The sequence below is a fragment of the Streptomyces sp. TLI_053 genome, from assembly GCF_900105395.1.
Taxonomy (GTDB): Bacteria; Actinomycetota; Actinomycetes; order Streptomycetales; family Streptomycetaceae; genus Kitasatospora.
Genome location: NZ_LT629775.1, coordinates 9,208,554 through 9,232,989, shown reverse-complemented (window position 1 = coordinate 9,232,989; position 24,436 = coordinate 9,208,554). Strand labels below are relative to the sequence as shown.

The 24,436-nt window shown below is 74.6% G+C and carries 21 protein-coding genes; 3 read left to right on the top strand and 18 right to left on the bottom strand.

The genetic code is table 11. The features are described 5' to 3' along the window. Positions 1–13: 13 nt before the first annotated feature. From BLU95_RS38310 to BLU95_RS38270, 9 genes are all read right to left on the bottom strand, one after another. On the bottom strand, positions 14–2,722 hold the full coding sequence (locus tag BLU95_RS38310; protein ID WP_093864063.1) for a fumarate reductase/succinate dehydrogenase flavoprotein subunit: 2,709 nt from the start codon (positions 2,720–2,722) through the stop codon (positions 14–16). Beyond that, positions 2,719–3,591, bottom strand: a complete 873-nt coding sequence (locus tag BLU95_RS38305; RefSeq protein ID WP_093864062.1) for an ABC transporter ATP-binding protein — start codon at positions 3,589–3,591, stop codon at positions 2,719–2,721. The genes BLU95_RS38310 and BLU95_RS38305 overlap by 4 nt, the downstream gene beginning before the upstream one ends. Continuing rightward, positions 3,588–4,373, bottom strand: a complete 786-nt coding sequence (locus BLU95_RS38300) for an ABC transporter permease (protein ID WP_093864061.1) — start codon at positions 4,371–4,373, stop codon at positions 3,588–3,590. The genes BLU95_RS38305 and BLU95_RS38300 overlap by 4 nt, the downstream gene beginning before the upstream one ends. Positions 4,374–4,524: 151 nt before the next feature. Continuing rightward, positions 4,525–5,949 carry an ABC transporter substrate-binding protein gene (locus BLU95_RS38295; RefSeq protein WP_093864060.1) on the bottom strand — a complete coding sequence of 475 codons (1,425 nt, stop codon included), beginning with the start codon at positions 5,947–5,949 and terminating at the stop codon, positions 4,525–4,527. A gap of 11 nt (positions 5,950–5,960) precedes the next feature. After that, entirely contained in the window at positions 5,961–6,188 is a 228-nt protein-coding gene (locus BLU95_RS38290; RefSeq protein WP_093864059.1) for a 4Fe-4S dicluster domain-containing protein, read from the bottom strand. Positions 6,189–6,316: 128 nt separating this feature from the next. Continuing rightward, a complete protein-coding gene (locus BLU95_RS38285) occupies positions 6,317–7,069 on the bottom strand; it encodes a GntR family transcriptional regulator (protein WP_093864058.1) in 753 nt (250 codons plus the stop codon). A 184-nt stretch (positions 7,070–7,253) separates the two neighbouring features. Continuing rightward, the gene (locus BLU95_RS38280; RefSeq protein ID WP_093864057.1) at positions 7,254–7,748 is read right to left on the bottom strand and encodes a hypothetical protein; all 495 of its coding nucleotides are present in this window, start codon (positions 7,746–7,748) and stop codon (positions 7,254–7,256) included. 150 nt (positions 7,749–7,898) lie between these two features. Further along, complete coding sequence (locus BLU95_RS45375) at positions 7,899–9,173, bottom strand: tetratricopeptide repeat protein (RefSeq protein WP_093864056.1); 1,275 nt, start codon at positions 9,171–9,173, stop codon at positions 7,899–7,901. 228 nt (positions 9,174–9,401) lie between these two features. Then, positions 9,402–9,887: an FBP domain-containing protein gene (locus BLU95_RS38270; RefSeq protein ID WP_093864055.1), complete on the bottom strand. Its 486-nt coding sequence runs from the start codon at positions 9,885–9,887 to the stop codon at positions 9,402–9,404. A 71-nt stretch (positions 9,888–9,958) separates the two neighbouring features. On the opposite strand from BLU95_RS38270, the gene BLU95_RS38265 reads away from it, so the two are divergent. Continuing rightward, positions 9,959–10,528, top strand: a complete 570-nt coding sequence (locus BLU95_RS38265) for a TetR/AcrR family transcriptional regulator (RefSeq protein WP_093864054.1) — start codon at positions 9,959–9,961, stop codon at positions 10,526–10,528. Between the two features lie 89 nt (positions 10,529–10,617). On the opposite strand, the gene BLU95_RS38260 is transcribed toward BLU95_RS38265, so the two are convergent. After that, positions 10,618–11,325 carry a hypothetical protein gene (locus BLU95_RS38260; protein WP_231978105.1) on the bottom strand — a complete coding sequence of 236 codons (708 nt, stop codon included), beginning with the start codon at positions 11,323–11,325 and terminating at the stop codon, positions 10,618–10,620. 414 nt (positions 11,326–11,739) lie between these two features. After that, a complete protein-coding gene (locus BLU95_RS38255; protein WP_093864053.1) occupies positions 11,740–12,660 on the bottom strand; it encodes an NAD-dependent epimerase/dehydratase family protein in 921 nt (306 codons plus the stop codon). Positions 12,661–12,790: 130 nt separating this feature from the next. Here BLU95_RS38255 and BLU95_RS38250 point away from each other — a divergent pair, with 130 nt between their 5' ends. Further along, positions 12,791–13,525 carry a TetR/AcrR family transcriptional regulator gene (locus BLU95_RS38250; RefSeq protein ID WP_093864052.1) on the top strand — a complete coding sequence of 245 codons (735 nt, stop codon included), beginning with the start codon at positions 12,791–12,793 and terminating at the stop codon, positions 13,523–13,525. A 154-nt stretch (positions 13,526–13,679) separates the two neighbouring features. Here the strand turns inward: BLU95_RS38250 and BLU95_RS38245 are convergent, their stop codons facing one another. The 7 genes from BLU95_RS38245 to BLU95_RS38215 form a co-directional block, all read right to left on the bottom strand. Further along, entirely contained in the window at positions 13,680–16,100 is a 2,421-nt protein-coding gene (locus BLU95_RS38245) for an RICIN domain-containing protein (RefSeq protein ID WP_159425192.1), read from the bottom strand. A gap of 43 nt (positions 16,101–16,143) precedes the next feature. Continuing rightward, positions 16,144–17,163 (bottom strand): LacI family DNA-binding transcriptional regulator, encoded by a 1,020-nt coding sequence (locus BLU95_RS38240; RefSeq protein ID WP_093864050.1) that lies wholly within the window; start codon positions 17,161–17,163, stop codon positions 16,144–16,146. Between the two features lie 49 nt (positions 17,164–17,212). Further along, positions 17,213–19,057, bottom strand: a complete 1,845-nt coding sequence (locus BLU95_RS38235; protein WP_093864049.1) for a glycoside hydrolase family 36 protein — start codon at positions 19,055–19,057, stop codon at positions 17,213–17,215. Between the two features lie 80 nt (positions 19,058–19,137). Continuing rightward, a complete protein-coding gene (locus tag BLU95_RS38230; RefSeq protein WP_093864048.1) occupies positions 19,138–19,986 on the bottom strand; it encodes a carbohydrate ABC transporter permease in 849 nt (282 codons plus the stop codon). Further along, the gene (locus tag BLU95_RS38225; RefSeq protein ID WP_093864047.1) at positions 19,986–20,927 is read right to left on the bottom strand and encodes a carbohydrate ABC transporter permease; all 942 of its coding nucleotides are present in this window, start codon (positions 20,925–20,927) and stop codon (positions 19,986–19,988) included. Before BLU95_RS38225 ends, BLU95_RS38230 begins: the two co-directional genes overlap by 1 nt. Further along, a complete protein-coding gene (locus tag BLU95_RS38220) occupies positions 20,924–22,291 on the bottom strand; it encodes an ABC transporter substrate-binding protein (protein ID WP_093864046.1) in 1,368 nt (455 codons plus the stop codon). Before BLU95_RS38220 ends, BLU95_RS38225 begins: the two co-directional genes overlap by 4 nt. Before the next feature lie 259 nt (positions 22,292–22,550). Further along, entirely contained in the window at positions 22,551–23,528 is a 978-nt protein-coding gene (locus BLU95_RS38215) for a GlxA family transcriptional regulator (protein ID WP_093864045.1), read from the bottom strand. Between the two features lie 151 nt (positions 23,529–23,679). Between BLU95_RS38215 and BLU95_RS38210 the strand changes: the two genes are divergently transcribed. Then, positions 23,680–24,318: an HD domain-containing protein gene (locus BLU95_RS38210; protein ID WP_093864044.1), complete on the top strand. Its 639-nt coding sequence runs from the start codon at positions 23,680–23,682 to the stop codon at positions 24,316–24,318. Positions 24,319–24,436 lie beyond the last annotated feature (118 nt).

The window sequence follows — 24,436 nt, the reverse complement described above, 5'->3', positions numbered from 1 at the left end:
CGCCCGCGAGCCGTCAGGCGCCCGCGGCCACCGGCCGGCGCGCGAGCGCGAGCCGCGCGTACGCGCGCACGTCCGCGTCGGAGTCCGCGAGCCGCTCGCGCAGCGCCGCCGCCACCACCGGCTCGCCCGACCGGGAGGCGAGGGCGCGCACCGCGGCCTTCCGCACATCGGCCTCCCGGTCGTCCAGCAGGGCCAGCAGCGGCGGCAGTTCGCCCGCGACCGCGAGCGCGGCGGCCGCCGCCCGGCGGATCCGCCAGGACCCGGCCGCGGTCGCGCCGACGGCGACGGCGGCCAGCTCCGGCGGGCAGCCGATCCCAGCGGCCCCGGTGAGGGCGGCCGCCCGCACCAGCGGATCCGGGTCGGCGGCGAGCGCCACCAGGGCGGGGCCGCCCGAGGGGTCGCCGACGGTGCCGATCCCCTCCGCCACCGCCACCCGGACCTCCCGGGCCGGGTCCCCGGCGGCGCCCGCCAGCGCGGCGGCGTCGTCCAGCGCGACCAGGCCGCGCACGGCCTGGAGCCGCACCGGCACGGCGGCGTCGGCCAGGGCCCCGGCGAACCGCCGGGCGGTGCCGGTCCGCAGCACCCGGGCGAGTTCCAGCGCCCCGGCCCGGACCACCGGGTCGGGCGAGTCCGCGCCGAGGTCGAGGGCGGGGCCGAGCTCAGGCCCGTCCAGCACCTCGGCGAGTTCGCGCAGTCCGGCGACGGCGGCCGCCCGGACCGGACCGTCGGTGTCCGTCAGGGCCCGGGCGAGGGCGGGGCCGGTGCCGGGCGGGGCGTGCTCGGTCAGCACGGTGAGCGCGGTGCGGCGCACCTCGGCCGCCGGGTCGGCCAGGAAGCCGGCCAGCCGGTCGACGGTCGGCCGCCCCTCGGCGACCCGCAGCAGTTCGAGCAGCCGGGGCGAGGCCGGTGACGTGGCGACGGCGGGGGCGGCCCCGGCGGCCCGGACCGGGGCGGCGGTGCCGGGGGCGCGGCCGACCGGCTCCGGGTGGACCTCGCCCAGCAGGGTCACCGGGAGCGCCGGCGGTTCCAGGCCCTCCACGGGGACGAGGTAGGGGTGGACGGGGCGGGTGAGGAACTCCATCGCGCCGTCGGCGTTCCGGCGCAGGTTGAGGTGGCTGAACCAGCGTTCGTCGTCCCGTCCGGGGTGGTCGGTGCGCTGGTGGTACAGGCCCCAGCGGCTCTCGGTGCGGGCGAGCGAGGAGCGGGCGGCCATCTCGGCGCAGTCCCGGATGAAGTCGACCTCGACGGCGCGCATCAGCTCGTGCGGGGTCCGGGCGCCCATCGCCGCGATCTCCCCGCGCATCCGGTCGAGGTGGTCGAGCACCAGGGAGAGCCGCGCGCCGGTCTTCGGCGGGGCGATGTAGTCGTTGACGAAGCGCCGGAGCTTGTACTCGACCTGGGCCTGCGGCGGCCCGTCGGGGTTGCGCAGCGGCCGGTACACCAGGGCGTGGGCGGCCTCGATCTGGTCCTGCGGCAGGTCGACGTGCTCGGCCGGCAGGTGGGTCGCGGCGTGGGTGCCCGCGAGGTCCCCGAAGACGAACGCGCCGATCATGTAGTTGTGCGGGACGCAGGCGAGGTCCCCGGCGGCGTAGAGCCCGGGGACGGTGGTGGCGGCGTTCTCGTCGACCTGGACGCCGGAGGCGGAGTGTCCGCCGCACAGGCCGATCTCGGAGATGTGCATCTCGATGTCGTGGGTCCGGTAGTCGTGGCCGCGCCCGGCGTGGAAGGTGCCGCGGGTGGGGCGCTCGGTGGTGTGCAGGATGGATTCGAGCGCCTGCACGGTCTCCTCCGGCAGGTGGGTGGTGCGCAGGAACACCGGGCCCCGGTCGGAGGCGACCTCGGCGGCGAACTCCGCCATCATCCGGCCGGACCAGTAGTCGGAGTCGACGAACCGCTCCCCGTGCCGGTTCACCTGGTAGCCGCCGAAGGGGTTGGCCACGTAGGCGCACGCGGGGCCGTTGTAGTCCTTGATCAGCGGGTTGATCTGGAAGCACTCGATGCCGCTCAGCTCCGCGCCAGCGTGGTAGGCCATGGCGTAGCCGTCGCCGGCGTTGGTGGGGTTCTCGTAGGTGCCGTAGAGGTAGCCGCTGGCGGGCAGGCCGAGGCGGCCGCACGGCCCGGTGGCGAGGACGACGGCTCCGGCGGAGACGGTGACGAACCCGCCGGTCCGGGTGTCGAACCCGGCGGCGCCCACCGCCCGCCCGTCGGCGGTGAGCACCCGCACGGGCATCACCCGGTTCTCGATGGTGATCCGCTCGCGCAGCCGGCGTTCCCGCAGCACCCGGTAGAGCACCTTCTTGACGTCCTTGCCCTCCGGCATGGGCAGCACGTAGCTGCCGGAGCGGTGGACCTGGCGCACCAGGTACTCGCCGTGCTCGTCCTTCTCGAACTTCACCCCGTAGCCCTCCAGGCGCCGGACCATGGCGAAGCCCCGGGTGGCGGTCTGCCGGACGGTGCGCTGGTCGACGATGCCGTCGTTGGCGCGGGTGATCTCGGCAACGTAGTCGTCCGGGTCGGCGCGACCGGGGACGACGGCGTTGTTGACGCCGTCCATGCCCATGGCGAGGGCGCCGGAGTGGCGGACGTGGGCCTTCTCCAGCAGCAGGACGCGCGCCCCGGCCTCGGCCGCGCTGATCGCGGCCATCGAGCCGGCGGTGCCGCCGCCGACCACCAGGACGTCGCAGCTCAGCTGCCGGGTGTCGGCGAGGTCGGGGATCCTCATCGGGGGCCTTTCTCGGGCGGGGTCGGGGCGGGACCGGCGAGTTGTTCCGGCGCTTGCCCGGGCGGGGTCGGGGCGGGACCGGCGGGCTTTTCCGGCGCTTGCCCGGGCAGGGTCGCGGCGGCGCCCGCGAGTTGTTCCAGCAAGAGGCCGCGCAGCGCGCGGACGGCCGGGGCGGTGCGGGCCGCCGGGTCGGTGCGGGCGGCGGGCCCACGGGGGTGGGGGACGTCGTGGACGGCGGCGAGGGTTCCCCCGCCGAGGACGGCGACCCGGTCGCCGAGCAGCAGGGCCTCGTCGACGTCGTGGGTGACGAGGACGACGGTGCAGCCCTCGCGCTCGCGGACGGTCAGCAGCAGTCGCTGCATCCCGGCTCGGGTCCCGGCGTCGAGGGCGCCGAACGGTTCGTCCATCAGGACGGCGCGGGGCGCTCCGACCAGGGCGCGGGCGAGTTGGACGCGCTGGCGCTGGCCGCCGGACAGCTCGCGCGGCAAGCGGCGTTCGAGCCCGTCCAGGCCGACCAGCCGGATCCACTCGGCGACCGGGGCGCGCCGTCGGGCCCTCGGCGTGCGCCGGACGGCCAGCGGGAGTTCGACGTTGCGCCGCACCGTGCGCCAGGGCAGCAGGCCGTCCTCCTGGAAGACCAGCGTTCGTTCGGCGTCCGGTCCGCGCAGCGGCCGTCCGTCGGCGAGGAGTTCGCCGCCGGCCGGCGGCAGCAGGCCGGCCAGGGCGCGCAGCAGGGTGGACTTGCCACCGCCGGACGGGCCGAGCACGGTGAGGAGTTCGCCCGGGGCCACGTCGAGGTCGACGCCGTCGAGCACGGGGTGTCCGGGGTGGCCGAGCCGCAGGCCCCTGGCGGTCAGTCGCAGGCTCATGTCCGCACCTCCGTGGGGCCGGGTCCCGGGGCGACGGCCGCGGGGGCGGTGGGCCCGGTCGGGGGCAGCCAGGCGGTGAGCCGGCGGCCGAGGAGTTCGACGGCGCCGGAGGTGACCCGGCCCAGCAGCCCGATCGTCACCATGCCGACGAACACGCCCGGGTAGTCGAGCACGGTGTAGGCGGACCAGGTCCGGTAGCCGACGCCGAACTGGCCGGAGACCATCTCGGCGGAGATGACGCAGATCCAGGCGACGCCGAGCCCGACCGACAGGCCGCCGGCGACTCCGGGCAGGGCACCCGGCAGGACGACGCTCCACAGCACCCGGGCCCGGCCCGCGCCCATGGTGCGCACGGCCTCCTCCCACAGCGGGGGGACGGCCCGGACGGCGTGCCGGGTGGCGACCAGGACGGGGAAGAAGGCCGCGGTGCCGGTGATGAAGACGATGCCCTGCTCGTTCTCGGGGAAGAGCATGATCGCGACCGGGACCAGTGCGATGGCCGGGATCGGGCGGACCAGTTCGAGCACCGGGCCGAGCAGGTCGGCCGCCCAGCGGGAACGGGCGGTCAGCACCCCGGCGGCGACCCCGAGCAGGGCGGCCAGCAGGAATCCGCAGCCGATCCGCCGCAGGCTGTCGGCGAGGTCGTGCCAGTACTCGGCGGTGCCGATGCGGAGGACCAGCGCCCGGCCGACCTCGACGGCGGTCGGCAGTTGGTCGAAGCGCAGCCAGAACCGGACGTTCCGGACGGTCAGCAGTTGCCAGAGCGCGGCGAAGGCGAGCAGGGCGAGCCCCTGCCGGGTCCGCCGGGCGGCCCGGCCGGACCGGGCACCGCCCCCGGACGGGCGGGCGGTGGGAACGGCGGGGGGCCCGTCCGGAGTGCCGGCGGGCCCGGCGGACGGCGCGGCGGCCGCCCGGGGGCCTGCGGTGGCGCGGTCACGCGGCCTCCAGGGCTTCCCGGTAGGAGATCCGCCGCGCGTCCGGGTGCGCCGCCAGGTATCCGGCGGCGCCGTCCTCGGTGGTGAAGGGCAGCAGCGCGTCGCCGTCGCACACCCACTGGTCCTTGTCGGCGAACCAGCGGGTCCCGGTGGCGGCGTCGGGCACGTAGGCGGCGCGGGCCTTGCGGCCGGGCGCCTTCAGGGCGCGCAGCAGGCAGCGGGGGTCGGCGGCCGGGTGGGTGGTGTCCTCGCCCTCGTACCAGATCTCACCGGCCAGCCGGGGGTCCGTGACGGGGCGGGCGCAGACCTCGTCGGTCCCGGTGATCCGGGCCGGCGGGACGGCGGGGAGCGCGGCCCGCTCCTGGTAGGACGGATCGACGAAGCGCTCGACGTCGAGGGCCTTGAGCACGCCCACCGAGCGCAGGAAGGGCACGTCCGCGCGCAGGGCGTCCAGCAGTTCCCGGTCCAGCGGGGTGGCGAAGGTGGCGATGCCGTTGGGGCCGTTGTAGAGGTGCACGACCTCGGGCGGCAGGCCGGTGGCGTCGGCGACCTTGCGGCTCGCGTCCAGGGGGTGTTCGTTCAGGTACCGGGTCGCGTCGGCCTGGGCCTGGAGGAAGGCCCGGACGACGGCGGGGTGTTCGGTGCCGTAGGCCTGGCGGATCACCACGCCGTGCAGGGTGGGGCGGCCGAGCGCGGCGCCGTCGTAGAGCAGCCGGCCCTCGCCGGCGAAGACCACGGCGCCGGGCCACGCGACGAACTGGGCCAGTGCGTCGACGCTGCCGGCCTTGAGCGCGGAGGCGCCGACGGCGGGCTGCTGGTTCTGCTTCTGGATCTCGCCCTCCGCCACGCCCGCCCGGGCGAGCGCCTGGACCAGGGTGCCGTCGGCGGCGGAACCGACCGAGGTCGACACCTTGCGGCCCTTGAGGTCGGCCAGCGTGTGCGCGGGCGAACCGGTGGGCACCACGACGGAGTTGAGCGCGCCGAGCAGGTTGTAGCCGGTGACGGAGACCAGCCGGGTGCCGGGTCCGCCGGCGTCCTGGGCGCGGGAGCCGTTGATGAGCAGCGGGTAGTCGCCCATCGAGCCGATGTCGATCTTGCCGGCGAGCATCTGGGCGGTGATCGGCGCCCCGGAGTCGTAGTCCTGCCAGCTGACCCGGTACGTGCGGCCGTCGGCGCGGCCCTGTTCGGCGAGGCGCTGTTCGAGGTAGCCCTGGACCCGCAGCAGGGTGCCGGCGGTCACGGTGTTGATGGTCTTCGACTGGTAGCCGACGACCACCGCGACCGTCCCGGCGTCGGCGGAGGCGGCGGAGCAGGCGGTCGCGGCCGTCAGCGAGGCTGCGGCGAGCAGCGCCGCCGCGACCCGCCGCGGCCGGGCGGCGGTTCCGGCGGCGGTGCTGACCTCGGCTCTGGTGTTGGAAGGCATCCGGCAGCACCTCAGCGAATCAGATAGGGCATGTTGACGGTGACCGCGCCGGTGGGGCAGCGGGCGGCGCAGGGGCCGCAGTACCAGCACTCGTCCACGTGCATGTAGGCCTTGCCGCTCTCCGGGTCGATGGCCAGGGAGTCCAGCGGGCACATCTCCACGCAGAGGGTGCAGCCGTCGATGCACAGGGAGGCGTCGACGGTCACGGGCACGTCGGTACGGTGGTCGGCGAGTGCCATGGGCTTCCTCGGGGTCGGGGTCGGGGCGCGCCCGAGGGCGCGCCGACGGGGTGTCGCGCGGTGGAACGGGCGGTGGGCGGGCGACAGGGCGGTCGGTGGGGCGGGCGGTGGGACGGGCGGGGCAGCGCTCAGGGGAGGTCGCGCAGCAGGCTGCCCTGCATGGTGATGCGGTCGCCGCGGAAGCGGACGTACTCCAGGTCGACGGGGCGCCCGTCGGCCAGCGAGGTGAGGCGTTCCAGCATCAGCAGCGCCGATCCGCGCGGTACTTCGAGCACCGCGGCGGAGTGCGCGTCGGCGTTGATCGCCTCCAGGGTGATGTCCGCGCGGCCCAGCGACCGCCCGGTGACCTGCTCGATCAGGCCGAAGATGTCCTGGTCCACCAGGGCCTCGGCGGTCAGTTCGGCGCCGATGTCCGGGGCCAGATAGGTCAGGTCGAGCGAGAGCGGCAGCCCGTTCAGCCGCCGGAGCCGCTCGACGTAGACCACGTCGGCGCCCTCCGGCAGTCCGAGGCGGCGGGCCACCGGGCCGGGTGCGCGGACCGGGCCGAAGGAGCGGACCTCGTTCACCACCTCGCCGTGCTCGTGCAGGGTCTCGGCGAGGCCCTGGAGTCGGTTCAGCCCGTGCGGGACCTTCTCCGCCACGACGAGCGTGCCGGAGCCGGGCACCCGGCGCACCAGCCCCTCGCCGCGCAGCAGGTCCAGCGCCTCCCGGACGGTGTTGCGGGAGGCACCGAACTCCTCCGCGAGTTCGTCCTCGCGGGGCAGCGCGCCGTCCGCGAACGCCTCGCCGAGCACCTGCCGGCGCAGCACGTCGGCCACCTGCCGGGCACGGTCGGCGCGCAGCCGGCGGGAGCCGGTGCGGGTCGGGTTCTCGCTGGTCATCGGTGCTGCTCCGGGGCCGGGGACGGGTTCGGCGAGAACCATAGAGCGGCGGCGGCCGGTTTTTCGTTGCCGCCGCATTACGCCACCTGACGCACCGTGGAGGCCCCGCTCCACCTGCGCGAACGCCCGCCCGGGCGGGCGAACTGCCACCCGGGCGGGGGCCGGTCACCCGGGCGGGGGCCGGTCAGCCGTCGTACCGCCGGTAGCCGGCCGTGCCGTGCAGCACCGCTCCGGCGGCCCGGGCCGTCTCCAGGCTGCGGGTCAGCAGTTCGGCGCCGGCCGCCGGGTCCAGGTCCATCAGGCCGGGCGGCCAGGTGCCGGGCGGGACGACGAGCACCACGACGGCACGCCGTCCGGCGGCGGCGGTCAGCCAGCCGGGCGAGGCCAGGACCTCGGAAGCCGGTTCCCAGGCCTGCCGCCCGCCCACCATGACCAGCCGGACCAGGGCACTGCCCGCCAGCTCCACCACGGCGGTGGTGGCGGGCGGCTCCCCCGCGGCCAGCACGAACCCGCTGTCCACCGCGTTGTCGACGAAGGCCGCGAACAGGGCGGGGCCGATCTCCACGATCAGTTCGGCGAAGGGCGGTCCGAGCTCGACCGCCCGCACCGCCAGCGCCCACACCATCGGCACCGAGCCACCGTCGCCCGGGCCGTCCGTCTCGTCCGCGTCGTCCGCCATGCCCGGTCCAACGAGCCGGCCGCCGATCCGACGCGGCCCCGCCCGGGTGGTCGGACGGGGCCGGACGGGCGGGGCGGAACGGTCGGGCCTGGTGGAACAGCGCGGACCGGGCGGAACATCGCGGACGGACGGACGGGCGGGGCGGAACGGTCAGGGCGCGTCCCCCCGTGGTACGGCCGCGCGCAGCCGGCTCTCGAGGGCGACGACCTCCGCGAGCGAGGACGCGTAGAGGGCCGGGATCTCGGCCGCGAGGACGCGCATCAGCGCGACCGCCTCCGTCGCCGCGGCCAGGCCGCCGGCCAGGTCGAGGCCGGCCTCGACCCGCACCCGGGCGTGGAACGCCAGTGCTACGGCCAGGTCGCCCCGCCGCGCCACCGGGTTGAGCGCGGCCTGCTCGCGCATCATCGCGACCGCCCTGGTGGTGACCTCGGCGGCCTCCCGGAACCGCCCCAGGTCGGCGAGCGCCGCCGCGTGCAGGGACAGCGAGTCGGCGAACAGCCCGCCGTGGACCCCGGGTTCGGTCCGCTCCAGCTCCTCCAGGATGGCGACCGCCTCCGCCACGGCGGCCAGCGACTCGGCCCGGCCGTTGTGCATCCGGGCCGCGTTGCCCAGCGCCATCGCGAGGTCACGGCGGTGGACCGCCGGATTGGCCGCGGCCAGCCGGCGGTAGAGCGCCACCGCCTCCTGGATGCTCCTGAGCGCCCGGCGGTGCTGGTTGCGCGCCGACTGACGACGGGCCAGGTTGTTGACCGCCTGGGCGAGTCCGTGGGTGTGGTCGGCCTGGTCCGCCGCGACCAGTCGGCGGTAGAGGGACACCGACTCCTTGGTGACGTCCAGGGCCTCGGCGTGCCGGCCCAGCCGGGACAGCACCACGCCGAGCTGGCTGAGCGCGTTGGCGAGCTGCGGCCGGAAGGAGTGGTCCGCCCGGGCGAGCTGCCGGTGCAGGTCGACGGACTCCCGGGTCACGGCGACCGCCTCCTGCGGGCGGCCGAGGCCCCACAGCGCGGTGCCGAGGCCGAGCAGGGTGGCGCCGAGCGGCGCGGTGAACGGCGCCGTCACGGCCTGCCCGCGCCCCAGGTCGACCGCCTCGGAGGCGGTGCTCAGGCACTCGTCCCAGCGGCCCAGTTTGGACAGCGCCTCGCAGCGGAGCACCAGGACGTAGGCGAGTGCGGCCGCCGTCTCCCGGTCCGCGGGGCGGCTGCCGCCGGTGCGCCCCCGCAGGAGTACGGCCGTCTCCTCGGTCTCCGTCAGGGCTTCCTCGTAGCGGCCGGCGAGCACCAGCCGGGCGCACCGTTCGAAGGCGGCCGGTACGGTGCCGGACGGCGCGGCGTGATCGGACGGCACGGCGTGATCGGACGGCGCGGTGGCGTCGGACGGTACGTCCTGCGGTGCTGGCTGCTCGGTGCCCGGTATCTCCTCGGACATGGCCCTCCCTGGCTCCGGGAGCGGCCGCCGGGTGGCCGAACCGCCGCTCACTGAAGGGAACTGACGGTTCGTCGCGTCACCGCCGGGCAGGCCCGGCGGTCCCCTCAGTATGCCCGGCCGGGCCGCCCCCGTACCGCCGAACGGCCGACTCCGACGATCGGCGCGCACCGGTGCGGGGCGGCGCCGGAGAAGGTCACGCCGACGCCCCGGCAACGGCGCCGGGGCGGGTCACGCGGTCACCTTGGCGAGGAAGGCGGCGAGGTTGGCGACCGTGCGCCCGATCTTCTCCTCCAGCGTGAGCGACTCGTGCAGCTTGGTGCCGACCTCCTTCTTGCCGCGCACGTACAGCGAGCAGGCGAGGTCGGAGCACATGTACGCCCCGACCGAGTTGCCCTGCTTGCCGGCCTTCCCGGCGCGGGCCGCCACCAGCAGCGAGACGCCCCCGGTGTGCGTGGTGACGCACAGCGAGCAGAGGCTGCGGCGGGCCTGCCAGGAGGCGGCGCCGGAGGAGCGCAGCGCGACCGCCACCGTGCGGCCGTCGATCACGGCGGCGAGGTAGGCCCGGTCGGGGGCCTGCGGGTCGCGCCAGCCGAGGAAGTCCAGGTCCTCCCAGGGCTGCTCGGCCAGGTCGCGGGGGACGTTCAGACGCGAGGCCTCACCCTTGGTGCAGTTGACGAAGGCGGCGCGGATCTCGGGTTCGGTCAATGGCTTCATAGGAAGCAACGTAAATTACCTAGGCTTCCTAGGCAAATGTATTATGGCCCCAGGTGAGCGAGAGGACGGGCATGGCACGCGTGGGACTGAACACCGAGCGGCTGACGGTGGCGGGGGCGGAACTCGCCGACGAGGTCGGCTTCGACAAGGTGACCGTCTCCGCGCTCGCGCGGCGCTTCGGCGTCAAGGACGCGAGCCTCTACTCCCACGTCAAGAACTCCCAGGACCTCAAGACCAGGATCGCCCTGCTGGCCCTGGAGGAACTCGCCGACCGTGCCGCCGCCGCCCTGGCCGGCCGGGCCGGCAAGGACGCCCTGACGGCCTTCGCCGACGCCTACCGGGGCTACGCCCACGAGCACCCCGGCCGCTACGCCGCCGCGCAGCTGGACCTCGACCCGGAGACCGCCCGCGCCAGTGCGGCCGTCCGCCACTCGCAGATGACCCGGGCCATCCTGCGCGGCTACCACCTCGCCGAGCCCGACGAGACCGACGCCGTCCGCCTGCTCGGCAGCACCTTCCACGGCTATGTCGCCCTCGAACGCTCCGGCGGGTTCCAGTACACCCCCCGCACCGCCGAGGACAGCTGGACCCGGATCCTGGACGCCCTCGACGCCCTGCTGCGGGCCTGGCCCACCGGCTGATCCGTCCGGCGGCCGGCGGCCGGTCGCGCCGTCGTCGGACGCGCCGCCGCCGGTCAGACCGGTCAGACCGGTCAGACCGGTCAGGCCGGTCAGGCCGGCGCCGGCGGCACACGGCGGCGGCGGACGACCGCCACCGCGGACGCCACCGCGCCGACGGCCAGCAGGGCCGAGGCCGTCAGGGTCGCGCCGTCGGGACGGACGAGCGACTGGCCGCGCAGCGCCTGCCAGGTCAGTATCGCCAGCACGCCCGCGAAGGTCCCGCCCGCCACCAGGACCAGGCGCAGGCGCGTCCGCTCGTCGGCCAGCCACGGGAACCGGCGGGACAGGGCGGCCAGCAGCCAGGCGAAGAGCGGGACGGCCTGCAGCGCGTGCATGCCGACGAAGTGGGGGACCCGCAGGTCGCCGCCGGTACTGCTCCAGCCGGTGACGGCGATGCCGGGCGAGCCGTCGGCGACACCGACACCGTGCGCCCCCACCACGCCCACGGCGGCCCCGCCGCGCATCGCTTCGAGCTGGGCGGGCGTCGGACCGGTCATGAGGAAGCCGAGCGCCATGCCCACCACCGCGAGCAGCAGGCCGAGCCGGACGGACCAGGTCGCCGCACGGTCCCCGGTCCGCTCGCGGAACGACCTGGCCGCGATGCCCAGGTTCGCCAGCCACAGCGTGACGATCGAGGCGGCCATCACGAACCAGAGGCCGGCGTCCAGCGGCGTGGCGACGTTGAAGTGGCTCCGCCTGCCGCGGAGCACCTGGCCGACGATCACCAGCGTCTCGATCGCGTTCGCGGCGACGATCACCGTCCCGAGCCACCGGACCCAGCGGGGGGGTGGTGCGCGCCAGGGACAGCATCCACGCGAGGGTCGCCGAATAGACCGCGATGGAGAGCGAGAACTTGAAGGGCTTCAGCCAGATCGGTTCGCCGACCAGGATCCGGTCGTCGACCGCGAGCCCGACGGCGGACACCAGGGCGAGGGCCGCCGTCGCGGCGGCGAGCAGGACCAGCGGGCGGTGCCAGTGGCGGATCGTCATCAGTTCCTCGGCAGGCGGGCAGTGGGCGGGCAGTGGGCGGGCAGTGGGCGGACGGCACAGCGTCGCGCTGCGCCACGCTGTGCTCGGAGTCGATGCGGCGAACGCGGCGTCGGCCTTCTCCCGACCTCGCCGCAGGATCTGCACGGCCCGACGGCCCGACGGCCGGAGCCGGGCAGCCGGCGCTACCGGCCCAGCCGTGCGCGCCACCACTCGACGGTCGCGCCCAGCGCCTCGTCGACCGGGGTCGGCGCCTCGCCGAAGGTCGCGGTGTACGCCCGGGAGTCGACCACGAACGGCCGGTCGAACTGGTACCGCACCTCCCGCAGTTCCCCGAGCATCGGGTTGACCAGACCAGCCAGGTGGAGCGGCCACCAGGGGATCCGGCCGACCTCGGCCGGCGGCAGATCCGCCAGCCGGCACAGCCGCCCGACCGCCTCCCGGATCGGCAGCGGCGGCGCGGTGGGAACGTGCCAGGCGCGCCCCCAGGCCCGCTCGTCGGCACCGAGCCGTACGAGCGCGCGGGCGATGTCGGGCACATAGGTGAAGCTGTGCGGCGCGTCCGGGTCGCCCATCACCCTGACCGCGCGCCCGGCCAGGAGCGCGGGCATCATCCGCTGGGCGAGGTGGCCGTTACCGGTGACGCCGGGCCCGAAGAAGTCCGAGGCCCGCGCCTCCGCGACACGGATCCGGCCCGCCCGGTGCCGGGCCAGCGCGTCGCGCCACATGCCGACGCGGACCCGGGCCTTGGGGCCGGCGCCCGCGAGCGGCAGGTCCTCCGTCATGGGGACGTCGACGGGACCGTAGCCGTACAGGTTGCCCGTCGTCACCAGTACCGAGCCGGCGGACTCCGCCGCGTCGAGGAGCGCGTTCGCGATCGGCGGCCAGTCGGTGGGCCACCGGTGGTACAGCGGGCTCGCGCAGTTGTAGATCACCTCGGCGCCCCTGACGGCCCGCCCGAGCGCCGCCGTGTCGGTGACGTCGAGCGCCGTGCTCCCGTCGCCGCCGGAACGGCTCACGAGGACGACCTCGTGCCCCTGTTCCTCGAGCAGTCGTGCCGTGGTGGCGCCGACCGGGCCCTTGCCGATGACGATGTGCCGTGCCATGGAGGTCCTCCTGGAGAGTTGAGAGAGCAGTGCTCTCTCTTCGGTGAGGAGTGTTCTCGAAGCGGCCGGGAGAAGTCAAGATCAGTGCTCTCGATTGTGCGCACTGCTCTTGAATGAGAGACTGCACGGCATGACGGCATCGCAGACCGCGCGGCAACTGGCCCGCGCCGAGCTCACTCGCGCGATCAAGGAAGCCGCCACCCGCCAGCTCGCCGAGACCGGGGCGGCCGCGCTGTCGCTCCGCGCGGTGGCGCGTGACCTGGGCCTGGCCTCCTCCGCGCTGTACCGCTACTTCCCCAGCCGGGACGCGCTGCTCACCGCGCTGATCATCGACGCGTTCAACGCGATCGGCGAGGCCGCGGAGTCAGGGGCGGCCGCCGCCGCCGCTCCCGCCGGTCCGGGCGGCCGGTGGCTCGCCGCGTGCCGCGCGGTCCGCGAGTGGGCCCTGCTCCACCCGCACGAGTTCGCCCTGGTCTACGGCTCGCCCGTCCCCGGCTACCAGGCCCCCACCGACACGGTCGACCCCGCCACCCGGGTCACCCGTCTGATGGCCGCTCTTGTCGTCGAGGCGCACGCCTCGGGCCTCCTGCGACCCCCCGCGCGGCCGCTCCCCGGGCCGGGACTCGTCGCCCAGCAGGTGCTCGACAGCGCGGGCGGCGCACCGGCCGCGCCCTACGCGGACCTGGTGGAACGGTCGCTGACCCTGTGGGTCTCACTGATCGGCACGATCAGCTTCGAGCTGTTCGGCCATCTGAACAAGGTGATCACGGACTGCCCGGCGTACTTCGACGCCGCCATGACCGTCGCGGCCGAGGCGATCGGGCTCGATCTCCTGCCGCCTCCCCCCGACGGGCCCCCGTCCTGACCAGGGAGGCGGCCGGGCGGTACGGAGCCGGCGACGCGGACGAGGGCGGGCTCCACCCGGCGCAGGCCGGTGGAGCCCGCCCTCGTCCGCGGACCCTCGGGTTCCCGGCCGGGGCGCGGGCGTGGGGGAATCCCGCGCCCCGGCCGGGGGTCTGTCAGCCGGTGACCTCGACGACCGAGGTGCGACCGGCCGGGACGGTCACCGTGGCGTAGGTGTACACCGTTCCGTCGACCGTGACGGTGCGGGCGGTCTGCGCGGCGCCGTCGACGGTGATGCCGCTGTGGACGCCGGTGAACCGGGCGGTCCAGGTCAGACTGCCGGCGGCGGAGGTGTTGGTCAGCGTCGACCGGGTACCGCCGTCGTGGCGCAGGGTCACCGTGCCGGTGCCGACGGGGACGGAACTCAGCTGCAGCCACCCCATGCCGGCGGGCAGGCCGGAGGCGGTGGTGAGCGCCCGGCCGGCGGCGTCGGGCTGGACGCCCAGCAGACCCTGGACGGTCTGGCCGAGCAGGGTGAAGGCGATCTCCGGGTAGTCGCCGTTCAGGAAGCGCCCGGTGCTGTGCAGAGCGCCGGCCCGGTCGTAGACGTAACGCATCCACTTCCAGCCGTTGTCGGGCTGGTTGTGGGCGAAGAAGACGTCGGGCAGGTAGGTCGCGGCCTCCAGGTTCTCCGGCGCGCCGCTGCCGGAGGCCTGGGCGTCGATCCAGGCCAGGTAGTCGTTCTGCCGGGCACCCGGGTCCATGATCCCCTTGAGCGGGACGAACCAGGAGTTCTCCTTGCCCCAGTCGCTGTACGCGGTGCCGTTGACGTCGTAGGCGCGCACCACCCGGCCGGGGTTCGCCGGGTCCACGCTCCAGGTGGAGTTGAAGTAGGACTTCAGGGTGGCCGCCTTGGTGGTCAGCCCGGCGGCCGTGGCGGTGTCGCCCTTGGCGGTGGCCAGCGCGGCGGCGGACAGGTAGGCGCGGTACTGGGAGGCGATGGCGTCGCCGGACTCGGCGAGCGTGGCACCGTTCTCGTTGTAGCTGGCGACGCCCTGGAAGATGTCGCCGCTGGTGGCCTGGGCGACGGGGACGGAGCCGTTGTCGATCGGACCGGTGTGGCCGGTGATGTACGGACCCACGGTGCTCGCGACGAAGCCGGACATCGCCGGATCGTTCAGGTAGTCGGTGTCACCGGTCCAGCGGTACGCCTCGTCGATCTTCTGCGCCAGCTCGAACGCGGCGGGGAGCTCGCGGACGAACGAGGTCGGGCTGTGGTAGTCGATCGAGAGCGGGGTCTTCGCGTCGAAGTTGACCGCCCAGTACGGCATGTGGTCCGGGGCGCCGGCCGCCGAGGAGGCGAAGGAGCGGAGCATCGTCTTGGTGGCCCCGTCGAGGCCGAGCAGGTGGGCGCCGACCACCTGGTGGGCGAAGTCCCGCGAGTAGAAGGCGGAGCGGTACGGGTAGCCGGCCCAGTAGGAGGCGGCCTGGACGCCCTGCCCGCTGCCGCCGGTGTTGCCCTCGTCCGCGTTGAGCGGACCGGTGGCGCCTGGCTGCGAGCTGAACGCGTTCGCCTTGGCCCGGGCCCACTCGAACATCGCCGTGACGGTGGCGTCGGAGGAGGTGATCCGCGGCGCGTTGGGGGCGGCGGGGGCCACGGTGACGTCGTCGACGTTGACCCAGCCGCCGGGCGCCGAGTCGACGGCCACGGTGACGGTGTCGCCCGCCGCCACCCGCACGCCGGACACCGTGTACTGGGCGTAGACGCGCTGCGAGGGGATCGTCACCGTGCCCGCGGTGGCGCCGTTGACCTGCACGGTCAGGGTGCCGCCGGCCGCGCCGGAGGCGATCCAGGCGCCGATGTCGTAACCACCGGCCTGCGGCGCGGTGGTGCTCCGGCTGATCCGGTAGCCGGTGCCGGCGTCCAGGTAGGCCGCCCGCGAGCCGCGGTGCGCGTTGTTCCCGGCGGTGCCGGTGTGGGGGCCGAACGTCCAGCCGCTGCCGTTCTGTTCGAAGCCCGGGTCGCCGAACACCAGCGGGTCGGCCCGGGTCAGCAGCCACTGCTGATTGACGCCGCCGTGGCAGGTGTACTGCTGGATCCGCGCGTTCGGCGTGGGGGTGCCGTTCGGCAGGTCGAGGCAGAGCGCGCTGTTGGCGGGGTGGACCAGGAAGGCGCCGTTCGCCGCGCTCTCCAGGGTGAACTGCTCGTTGGCCGAGTCGTCGCAGGCGTACTCGATCAGCGCCGCGCCGGGGGCGGTGGAGGCGCCCTCGACGTTGAGGCAGGACTGCGGGGCGGAGCGGTCGGCTATCCGGTAGCCGCCGCGGCCGTTGGGGGTGAACTGCCAGCGCTGGCCGAGGAGGCCCTGGCAGGGCTGCTGCACGACCGGGGTGCGGCCGGTGCCGGCGGCCCACAGGCCGCCCAGGCACTGGCCGCCGGCAACGGACGCGACGGTGTAGGCGGCTCCGGCGGCCACCGGCTCACCGGCGGCACGGGCCGCGCCGGCGGGGAGCAGGGTCAGGGCACTCGCGGCGAGCGAGACCAGGCCCAGGTGGGCGTGGACGCGGGGCGCGCTGCGACGGGGAACGGGGTGGGGCAACGTATCCTCCGACATCGTTGTGGAAGGGGCGCCCCCGGCGGCCTCAGGCAGGCGGCCGTCGGGGGTGGTGGGGGGCGGTCGTGCCGCGCACGACCACCTCCGGCTGGAACATCAGTTCGCCGACCGGGACCTGGTGGCCCGACAGCAGGCCGACCAGGGCCCGGGCGACCTCGGCGGCCAGCCGGTCGACGGGCTGGCGCACCGTGGTCAGTGGGGGATCGGTGAACTCCATCAGGGGGCCGTCGTCGTAGCCGATCACGGAGACGTCCTCGGGGACGGACAGGCCCTGCCGGCGGATCGCCCGGATCGCGCCGAGCGCCATCTGGTCGCTGGCGGCGACGATCCCGGTGACGCCTCGGGCGAGCAGCTGCTCGGCGGCGAACTGGCCGCCCTCGACCGAGTAGGTCTGGTGCACCACGAGCTGCTCGTCCTCGCCGAGGCCGAGCGCCGTCATCGCGGCCCGGTAGCCGGCCACCCTCCGGTCGGTGGGGCGGTTGCCGACCGGTCCGGCCGCCATCGCGATCCGGCGGTGGCCGAGCCCGTGCAGGTGGCGCACCGACAGCTCGGCCGCGTAGGCGTCGTCGGTGGAGAAGGCGACGGAGGGGCTGTCCTCGAACCGGCCGTTGATGCAGACATAGGGGACGGGACGGTGTTCCAGCAGCTGGAGGACCTCGGGGTCGAAGTTCTCCAGGGTGTTGCTGGCGGAGCAGAACACTATTCCGCTGGCGCCGAGGTCCAGCAGGGACTTCAGGAAGTCCCGCTCCTGGACGCCGCCCGGAAGCGCCGGGCAGACCACGGCCCGCAGGCCGTGCGGGGCCAGCGCGAGGCCGATCCGCTCCGCCATCGCGCCGAAGATCGGGATCGACAGCCCCGGGGTGATCACCCCGACGATGCCGCCGGAGGCGGTGCCGCGCTCGTAGCCGACCTCCTCCATGGCGCGCTCGACCAGCTGACGGGTCTTCTGCGAGACGCCGGCCTTGCGGTTGAGCACCCGACTGACGGTGGCCACGCTGACACCGGCGTGCTGCGCGACTTCGGTGATCCCGATTTTCTCGTGCTCCACTTCCCTGCCCCCAATGCGTTGATCGTTTGGCCGGTCGGCCGTAACTATGTCATCCCGTGGCCTCGGTGACGTCGCACAGACCGCCGGCCGGGACGGCGACCGAGTGCAGGCCCGGCGCGAGGTCCAGCAGCAGTGCGGGACCGGGGCGGCCGGCCGCGTCGTGGGGCTGGATCCGGACCCGGCGGGCGGGCCCCCCGACCTCCAGCAGCAGCCGGCCGGCGGTCGAGGCGTTCACCAGGGTGAGGGCCCGCCAGGGGCCGGTGGGCAGGGTGACCGGTCGCTCGTCGTAGGCGGTGACCACCCACTGCTCCCCGTGCCGGGCGGTGACCTGCGGGTACAGCTCGTCCGGACGGCCGGGCTCGTAGTGGCCGCCGGTCAGGGCGGGTGCGAGCCGGCGCCAGGTGGCCAGCCAGAACGCCAGCGCCTCTCGGTGCGCGGCGGGGAGTCCGGTGAGCCGGGCGGAGATCTGCGGCACCGAGTGGAGCGCGCCGTGGACCTGCCGGGCGAGCACCTCGGGCGGGCCCTGCGGGTCCCACATCAGCATGTCGGAGTGGACGGCGCCGCCGGGGGCGAGCATGGCGATGTCCAGGGTGCGGACCCGGTTGGCGACCGCGTCGGCCGGGCAGTCGATCGCGCGCAGCAGATTGCCGTAGGCGGTCATGGCCGGGCCGGTGTAGCGCTGGCGCAGCTCGATCACGAACTCGTCGCCCCGCAGCTCCCGGAGCTCCTCGCGCAGCAGGCCGAGCAGCAGGGCCATCGCCTCGCCGACGTCGGCGACGAAGCCCGGGCCGGCGTCCTCGGGCACGGGGGCCGCGCCGTAGGCCACGGCCTCGTCCAGGAAGTCGATCTTCAGCCCGTCCAGGCCGTAGTCGGCGACGGCGTCGCGGCAGACCCGGACGACGTGCTCGCGGACCTCGGCGTGGCGCGGGTCGAGGATCCGGCAGTCCAGCCGGTGCACGTAGTGCGGGGCGTACCGGGCCCAGTCGCGGTGGGCCTCGGCCCGCGCCCCGAGCAGCAGCGGGGCGATCCAGGCGGTGTAGCGCAGGCCGGCCGCCCGGACGGTCTCGACGTGGGCGCGCAGGTCGGGGAACTTGACCGGGTCGGCGGTCCAGTCGCCGCAGCCCGCGTAGCCCCGGCCGTCGCCGTGCCGCTGCCAGCCGTCGTCCAGGAAGAGCTGCCCGCAGCCGAGTTCGGCCGCGAGCACGGCCTCCCGCTCGACGCCGGCGGCGGTCACGTCCTGGGCGAAGGCGTACCAGGTGGAGTACACCGGGGTGCGGCCGAAGTCGGGCGTGGGCATCGGGGCGCCGCCGGGCAGGGCGGCGAACCACTCCCGCAGGTCGCGCAGGGCGGCGGCCAGGGTCGCGCCGGGCGCGGCGAGCCGCAGCCGGAAGCTCTCCCCCGCGGCCAGCGGGAAGCGCAGCCAGACGCCGAAGCGCTTGTGCTCCTCGCTGACGCCGAACCGGACGGCGGTCTGGCGGACGGTGCGGTCGGCCGCGAAGGCGAGCAGGGTGCGCCCGGCGGTGTCGTACAGGCAGCCCACCGGGGCGGAGTCCACCAGGGAGACCGGGCGCCAGGGCGACCAGTCGGCGGGCAGGGTGCGCTCCCAGCCGGCGTTGGGGTGCCAGAAGCCGGCCGCGTCGCCGAGCGGGACGTCCAGGCGGACGGTCACCTCGGTGTCGGCGGTGGCGGTGATCCCGGCGCTGTTCCAGGCGGTGTCGTCGGCGCCGTGGGCCGTGGTGTCCGCGGCGTCGGCCCCGTGGGCCGTCTCGACGGTGCCGGGCGTGGCCTGGACGGTGATCCGGGCGCCCTGCAACAGCAGTTCGTGCGCACCGCCCTCCCACTGGTCCGGGGTGAAGGTGGGCAGCGCGGCGAGGTCGATGGAGCCGGTCTGCACGGCGGGCCTCTCTCGGGTCGGGGTCGGGGCGGGGACGGGAGTACCACCGGGGGTGCCGGTGCCGGGCGCTGCGGTGGTCGTCACTGCTTGACGGCCCCGGCGAGCATCCCGGAGACGAAGTGCTTCTGCAGGAACAGGAAGAGCACGGCCATCGGGACCGCCGCGACGGCGGTGCCGGTGAGCAGCTGGCCGTAGTCGACGTCGGAGCTGCCGGTGAGCGCCGCCAGGGCGACCGGGATGGTGTACGAGGCGGGGTCGCGCAGCGCGATCAGCGGCCACAGGAAGTCGTTCCACTGGAACAGGAACAGGAACATGGCGAGCGCCGCGAGCGCCGGACGCATGGTCGGCAGGGCGATCCGCAGGAAGAGCCGCAGCTCGCCGCAGCCGTCGATCCGGCCGGCCTGGAGCAGTTCGTCCGGCAGCGAGCCCATCGACTGGCGCATCAGGAAGATGCCGAACGGCAGCGCCAGGTTGGGCAGCAGCACGGCCTGGTAGGTGTTGAGCCAGTCCAGGTTCACCATCATCTTGAACAGCGGGACGATGGTGAGCTGGGTCGGCACCACCAGGGCGAGCAGCAGCACGGAGAACATCAGGCCCTGGCCGCGGAAGCGGAACTTGGCGAAGCCGTAGCCGGCCAGGGTGCAGACGATCCCGCCGAGCACGGTGTAGGTGACCGACAGCAGCAGGGAGTTGAGCACCACCCGGCCGAAGCCGACGGACTCCTCCAGGTGGCCGAGGTTGGTGCCCAGCTCGCCGCCCGGCAGCAGCTGCGGCGGTCGGCCGAAGATGTCGTGCGAGGTGTGGGTGGAGGCGATCGCGAGCCAGTACAGCGGGGCGACCGTGAACGCGAGCAGCGCGAGCATCCCGGCGGTGAGCAGCACCTGGCCGCGTCGGGACGCGCGGAACGCGGGGCTGGTGGTGGCCGGCATCAGTCCTCCTCCTTGGCGAGCTTGACCTGGACGAGGCCGAACAACGAGATGATCAGGACCAGCGCGTAGCCGATGGCGGACGCGTAGCCGAAGTCGAAGTACCGGAAGCCGGTCTGGTACAGGTACACGCCGATGGTGGTGGTGGCGTTGTCGGGGCCGCCGCCGGTCATGATGAACGGCTCGTCGAACAGCTGCAGGGTGCCGATGGTGGACAGCACCACGGTCAGCAGCAGGGCGGGGCGCAGGCCGGGCAGGGTCACGTGCCAGAACCGGCGCAGCGGGCCGGCGCCGTCGACGGCGGCGGCCTCGTGGTGCTCGGCCGGGATCGACTGGAGCCGGGCGAGGTAGATGACCGCGTTGTAGCCGGTGTAGTGCCAGGTCAGCGCGAGCATGATGGACACCCGGGCCCAGAACGGGTCGTTGAGCCAGTGCACCTCGGGCAGACCGACCAGCTGGAGCAGCCAGTTGACGGCGCCGGAGTCCTGGTTGAGCAGGGCGCCCATCATCAGGCCGTAGGTGACCAGGCCGGTCACCACCGGCAGGAAGAACCCCAGCCGGAACAGCGGCTTCCAGCGCAGCAGCGCCGAGTTGAGCGCCACGGCCAGGCCCAGTGCGAGCGCGAGCATGACCGGGACCTGGACCACCAGGATCAGCGCGGTGTTGCCGAGGGCCTTCCAGAACAGCGGGTCGTGCAGCAGCCGTTCGTAGTTGCCGAGGCCGGTCCAGGTCTGGGTGGTGCCCTCGGTCCGGTACAGGCTGAGGACGAAGGACCACACCACCGGGTAGAGCCGGAAGGCGGCGAAGAGCGCGAGGGCGGGGAGGACGAAGAGGTACGGCGCCAGGCGGGCGCCGCCGCCCCGGCCCGCCCGCCGGCGGGCCGGGGCGGCGGCGGGTCCGGGGTGGGGTCCGGCTCCCGCCCTCGCCGGTGCGGCGGTCGTCATGCCTGGGCCCTCAGGGTCTGCTGGACGAGCTGGTCGGCGGCGGCGCGCAGCACGGTCGCCGGGTCGGCGCCCTGGAGCAGGACCTTGGTCTGGGCGTCGCAGACGACCTTCAGCGCCCGGGCGTAGTCGGCGGTGTAGTTGGTCGGCACGGACGGCTTGGAGAGCTCCTCCAGGAGCACCTCGGCGTACTTCTGGCCACCGAAGAAGGCGCTCTCGGTGTGGAAGGCCGGGTCGTCGTAGGCCTTGAGCAGGGCCGGGAAGATGCCCTTGTTCTGGTAGATCGGGACCTGGGACTCGGGGCGGGTGAGGGCGAACTCGGCGAAGGCGAACGCCGCCCGCTGGTTCTTGCTGGATCCGGCGACGGCCAGGTGGGTTGAGTTGACGATCGCGGAGCGCGAGCCGCCGGGGGTGACGGCCGGCGGGAGCATCAGGCGCCAGTTGCCGCTCTGGTCGGCAGCGAGGGACTCCATGTAGCCGCCGTACCAGGCGGGGTTGGGGCAGACGGCGACCTTGCCGGCCTTGACCGCGGAGTCGTAGCCCGGCGCGCCGGGCGAGCCCTGGACGTCGAGCAGCAGCCCGGCGTCGTTCATCTCCTTGATCAGGGTGAGCGCCCGGACGGCCTCCGGCGAGTTGATGGTGATCTTGCCGTCGATGTTGAAGTAGAAGGTGCCCTGGAGCTGGAGCAGCAGCTGGAACAGGTTGGCCGAGTCGGCCTGCGAGGCCGAGCGGTCCACGGCCAGCAGCGCGGTGCCGGTGGCCTCCTTGACCTTCTTGCCCGCGGCGACGACGTCGTCCCAGGTGGCGAGCGAGGCGGCGTCGACGCCGGCCTTCTGGAAGAGGTCGGAGCGGTAGAAGAAGCCGCTCGCGTTGGCCTCCCACGGCAGGGCGTAGACCTTGGACTGGCGGGAGACGGTCTGCCACAGGCCCGGCGCGAAGGCGGTGGAGTACTTGTCGGCGCCCAGTGCGCCGAGGTCCGCGAGGCCGCCGGGGAACTTCTCGATGTAGCCGGGCAGGTAGTCGACGCCGATGTGCAGGACGTCGGCGAGGCCCTGGCCGCCTGCGGCCATGGCGATGGTGATCTTGTCCCAGATCGCCGGGTTGCCGATGTCCTGGACGGTCACCTTGACCTTGGGGTGGACGGCGTTGAAGGCCGGGACCAGGGCCTTGAGCTCGGCCGCCGGGTTCTTCCAGCTCCACACGGTGACCGAGCCGGACAGCTCGCCGGAACCGCCGGAGTCTCCCCCGCCGGAGTCCGAACCGCCGCACGCGGCCAGGACCGAACCCCCGCCGGCGGCCACCGCGGCCGCGCCGATCCCCTTGAGGAATCCGCGCCGGCTCGGCCCGCCCACGATTCTGCCACTCATGTCCGGAGCTCCTTCGCTCTGCTCGGGACCGCGCCGCACACGGCGGTCCCGACCGACTGCGACGCACCACCGATCGGTGCCGCCGCCGTTCCGCTGATCGCGGGAACGGGAGTGAATCTAGCCAGCCCATGGAGGGTTAACAACAGTTTTCGAAAGTTTTTCGTCGTGCAGAGCGAAAACGTTACAACGTGACGACGGAGCCCGGTCCGGACATGCCGAAGCCCGTGCCGCCGGTGGCCGGCGGCACGGGCTTCGCAGGTCAGCGCGGTGGGAGCCGGGTGGTGCCGAAGCGTCGGCGGTAGTCGGACGGGGTGGTGCCGAGGTGGTGGGCGAAGGCCCGGCGCAGGCTCTCGTCACTGCCCAGACCGCTGCGCCGGGCGGCCGCGGTGACACCGAGACCGTCCAGCAGCAGCTGCTGGGCGCGCTCCAGTCGCACCCGCTCGACCCAGCGGGCCGGGGTGGTACCCAGCTCGGCCCGGAACAGCCGGGTCAGGTGACGGGTGCTGACCGCCGCGGCGGCGGCCATCGCGGGCAGGCCGTGGTCGGCCGCCGGGTCGGCCAGGACGGCATCGGTGACGGCACGCAGCGGCTCGCCCCGGACCGGCGGGCCCGCCGCGGCGGTGGCGAACTGGGACTGGCCGCCGGGGCGCCGCATGAACATCACGAGTTCGCGGGCGACACCCCGGGCGGCGTCGGCGCCGTGGTCGTCCTCGACCAGGGCGAGGGCGAGGTCGATGCCCGCGGTGATGCCCGCGCTGGTGTGGAAGCGGCCGTCGCGCAGGTGCAGCGCGTCGGGCTCCACGCGCACCTCGGGGTGGCGCCGGGCCAGCGCGGCGGCGTGCCGCCAGTGGGTGGTGGCGCGGCGGCCGTCCAGCTGTCCCAGCGCGGCCGGGACGAAGGCGCCGCTGCAGACCGTGGCGACCCGGCGGGCCCGCGCGGTGAGCTCCCCGGCCGCGGCGAGGAGTTCCCGGCCGGGCCCCCGGGTGGCGAGGTGCTCGGCCCCGGCGATCACCAGGGTGTCCAGCGGGCCCGCGTCGGCCGGGGCGACGGTCCCGGCCAGGGCGACACCGTTGGCGGCGGTGACGGTGCCGCCCAGGGGCGAGACCAGGACGGTCGGGTAGGGGTGGCCGAGCGCACCGGCCTGGTGGAAGACCTCCAGCGGACCGCTGAGGTCGAGCAGGGTCAGCTCGTCGAACACGAGGAACGCGACCCGGCCGGCCGGGCCCCGCCCCGTCATGTCCGGATCCGTGGTGCAGAGGGCAGAAAGGACATGGCACCAGGCTACGCCGCCGCGCGACAGTGGAGGAGTCCACCGAGGGACCTTCGAAGCACCGAAGGTCCGGAAGTTCCCGAACTTCCGGACGTAGCAAGGGAATGGGGAAGTCGAGATGATCGAGACCATCGCCGGAGTCCGGGTCCCGGACAGCGCCCTGGCCCGGGAGGCGACCGAGCTGGTGCGGGACGCCGCCTCGCCGCTGCTGTTCGACCACTCCCGCCGGGTGTTCCTGTTCGGGGCGCTGCGCGGCGCCGAGCAGCGGCTGGACTTCGACCCCGAGCTGCTCTACGTCGGGGCGATGTTCCACGACCTCGGGCTGACCGCGCGGTTCGCCCGGACCGACCGGCGGTTCGAGATCGACGGCGCCGAGGAGGCGCGGCGGTTCCTGCACGCCCACGGCATCACCGGCGAGCCGGCCGACCGGGTGTGGACGGCGATCGCCCTGCACACCACCCCGGAGGTCCCGTTGCACATGGCACCCGAGATCGCACTGGTCACCCGGGGTGTGGAGCTGGACGTCCTCGGCATCGGCTACCACGCCGTGAGCGACGAGCAGCGCGCCGCCGTCACGGCCGCGCACCCCCGGCCGGACTTCAAGAACCGGATCCTCGCCGCGTTCACCGAGGGCATCAGGGACCGCCCGGCCACCACCTTCGGCAACGTCAAGACCGATGTCCTGGCGCACTTCGTCCCGGGCTTCGAACGGGGCGACTTCGTCGAGGTGATCCTCGGCTCGGACTGGCCCGAGTGAGGCCGGCGCCCGCGGGGTGAGCCGGGCGGAGCCCCGGGGCGCCCGCGCCGGTCCCCGCCTCACCCGCCCCGGGTGGTGCGCGCCCGGGCGGCGGGCGTCACCGTGGGCCACGGGGGGT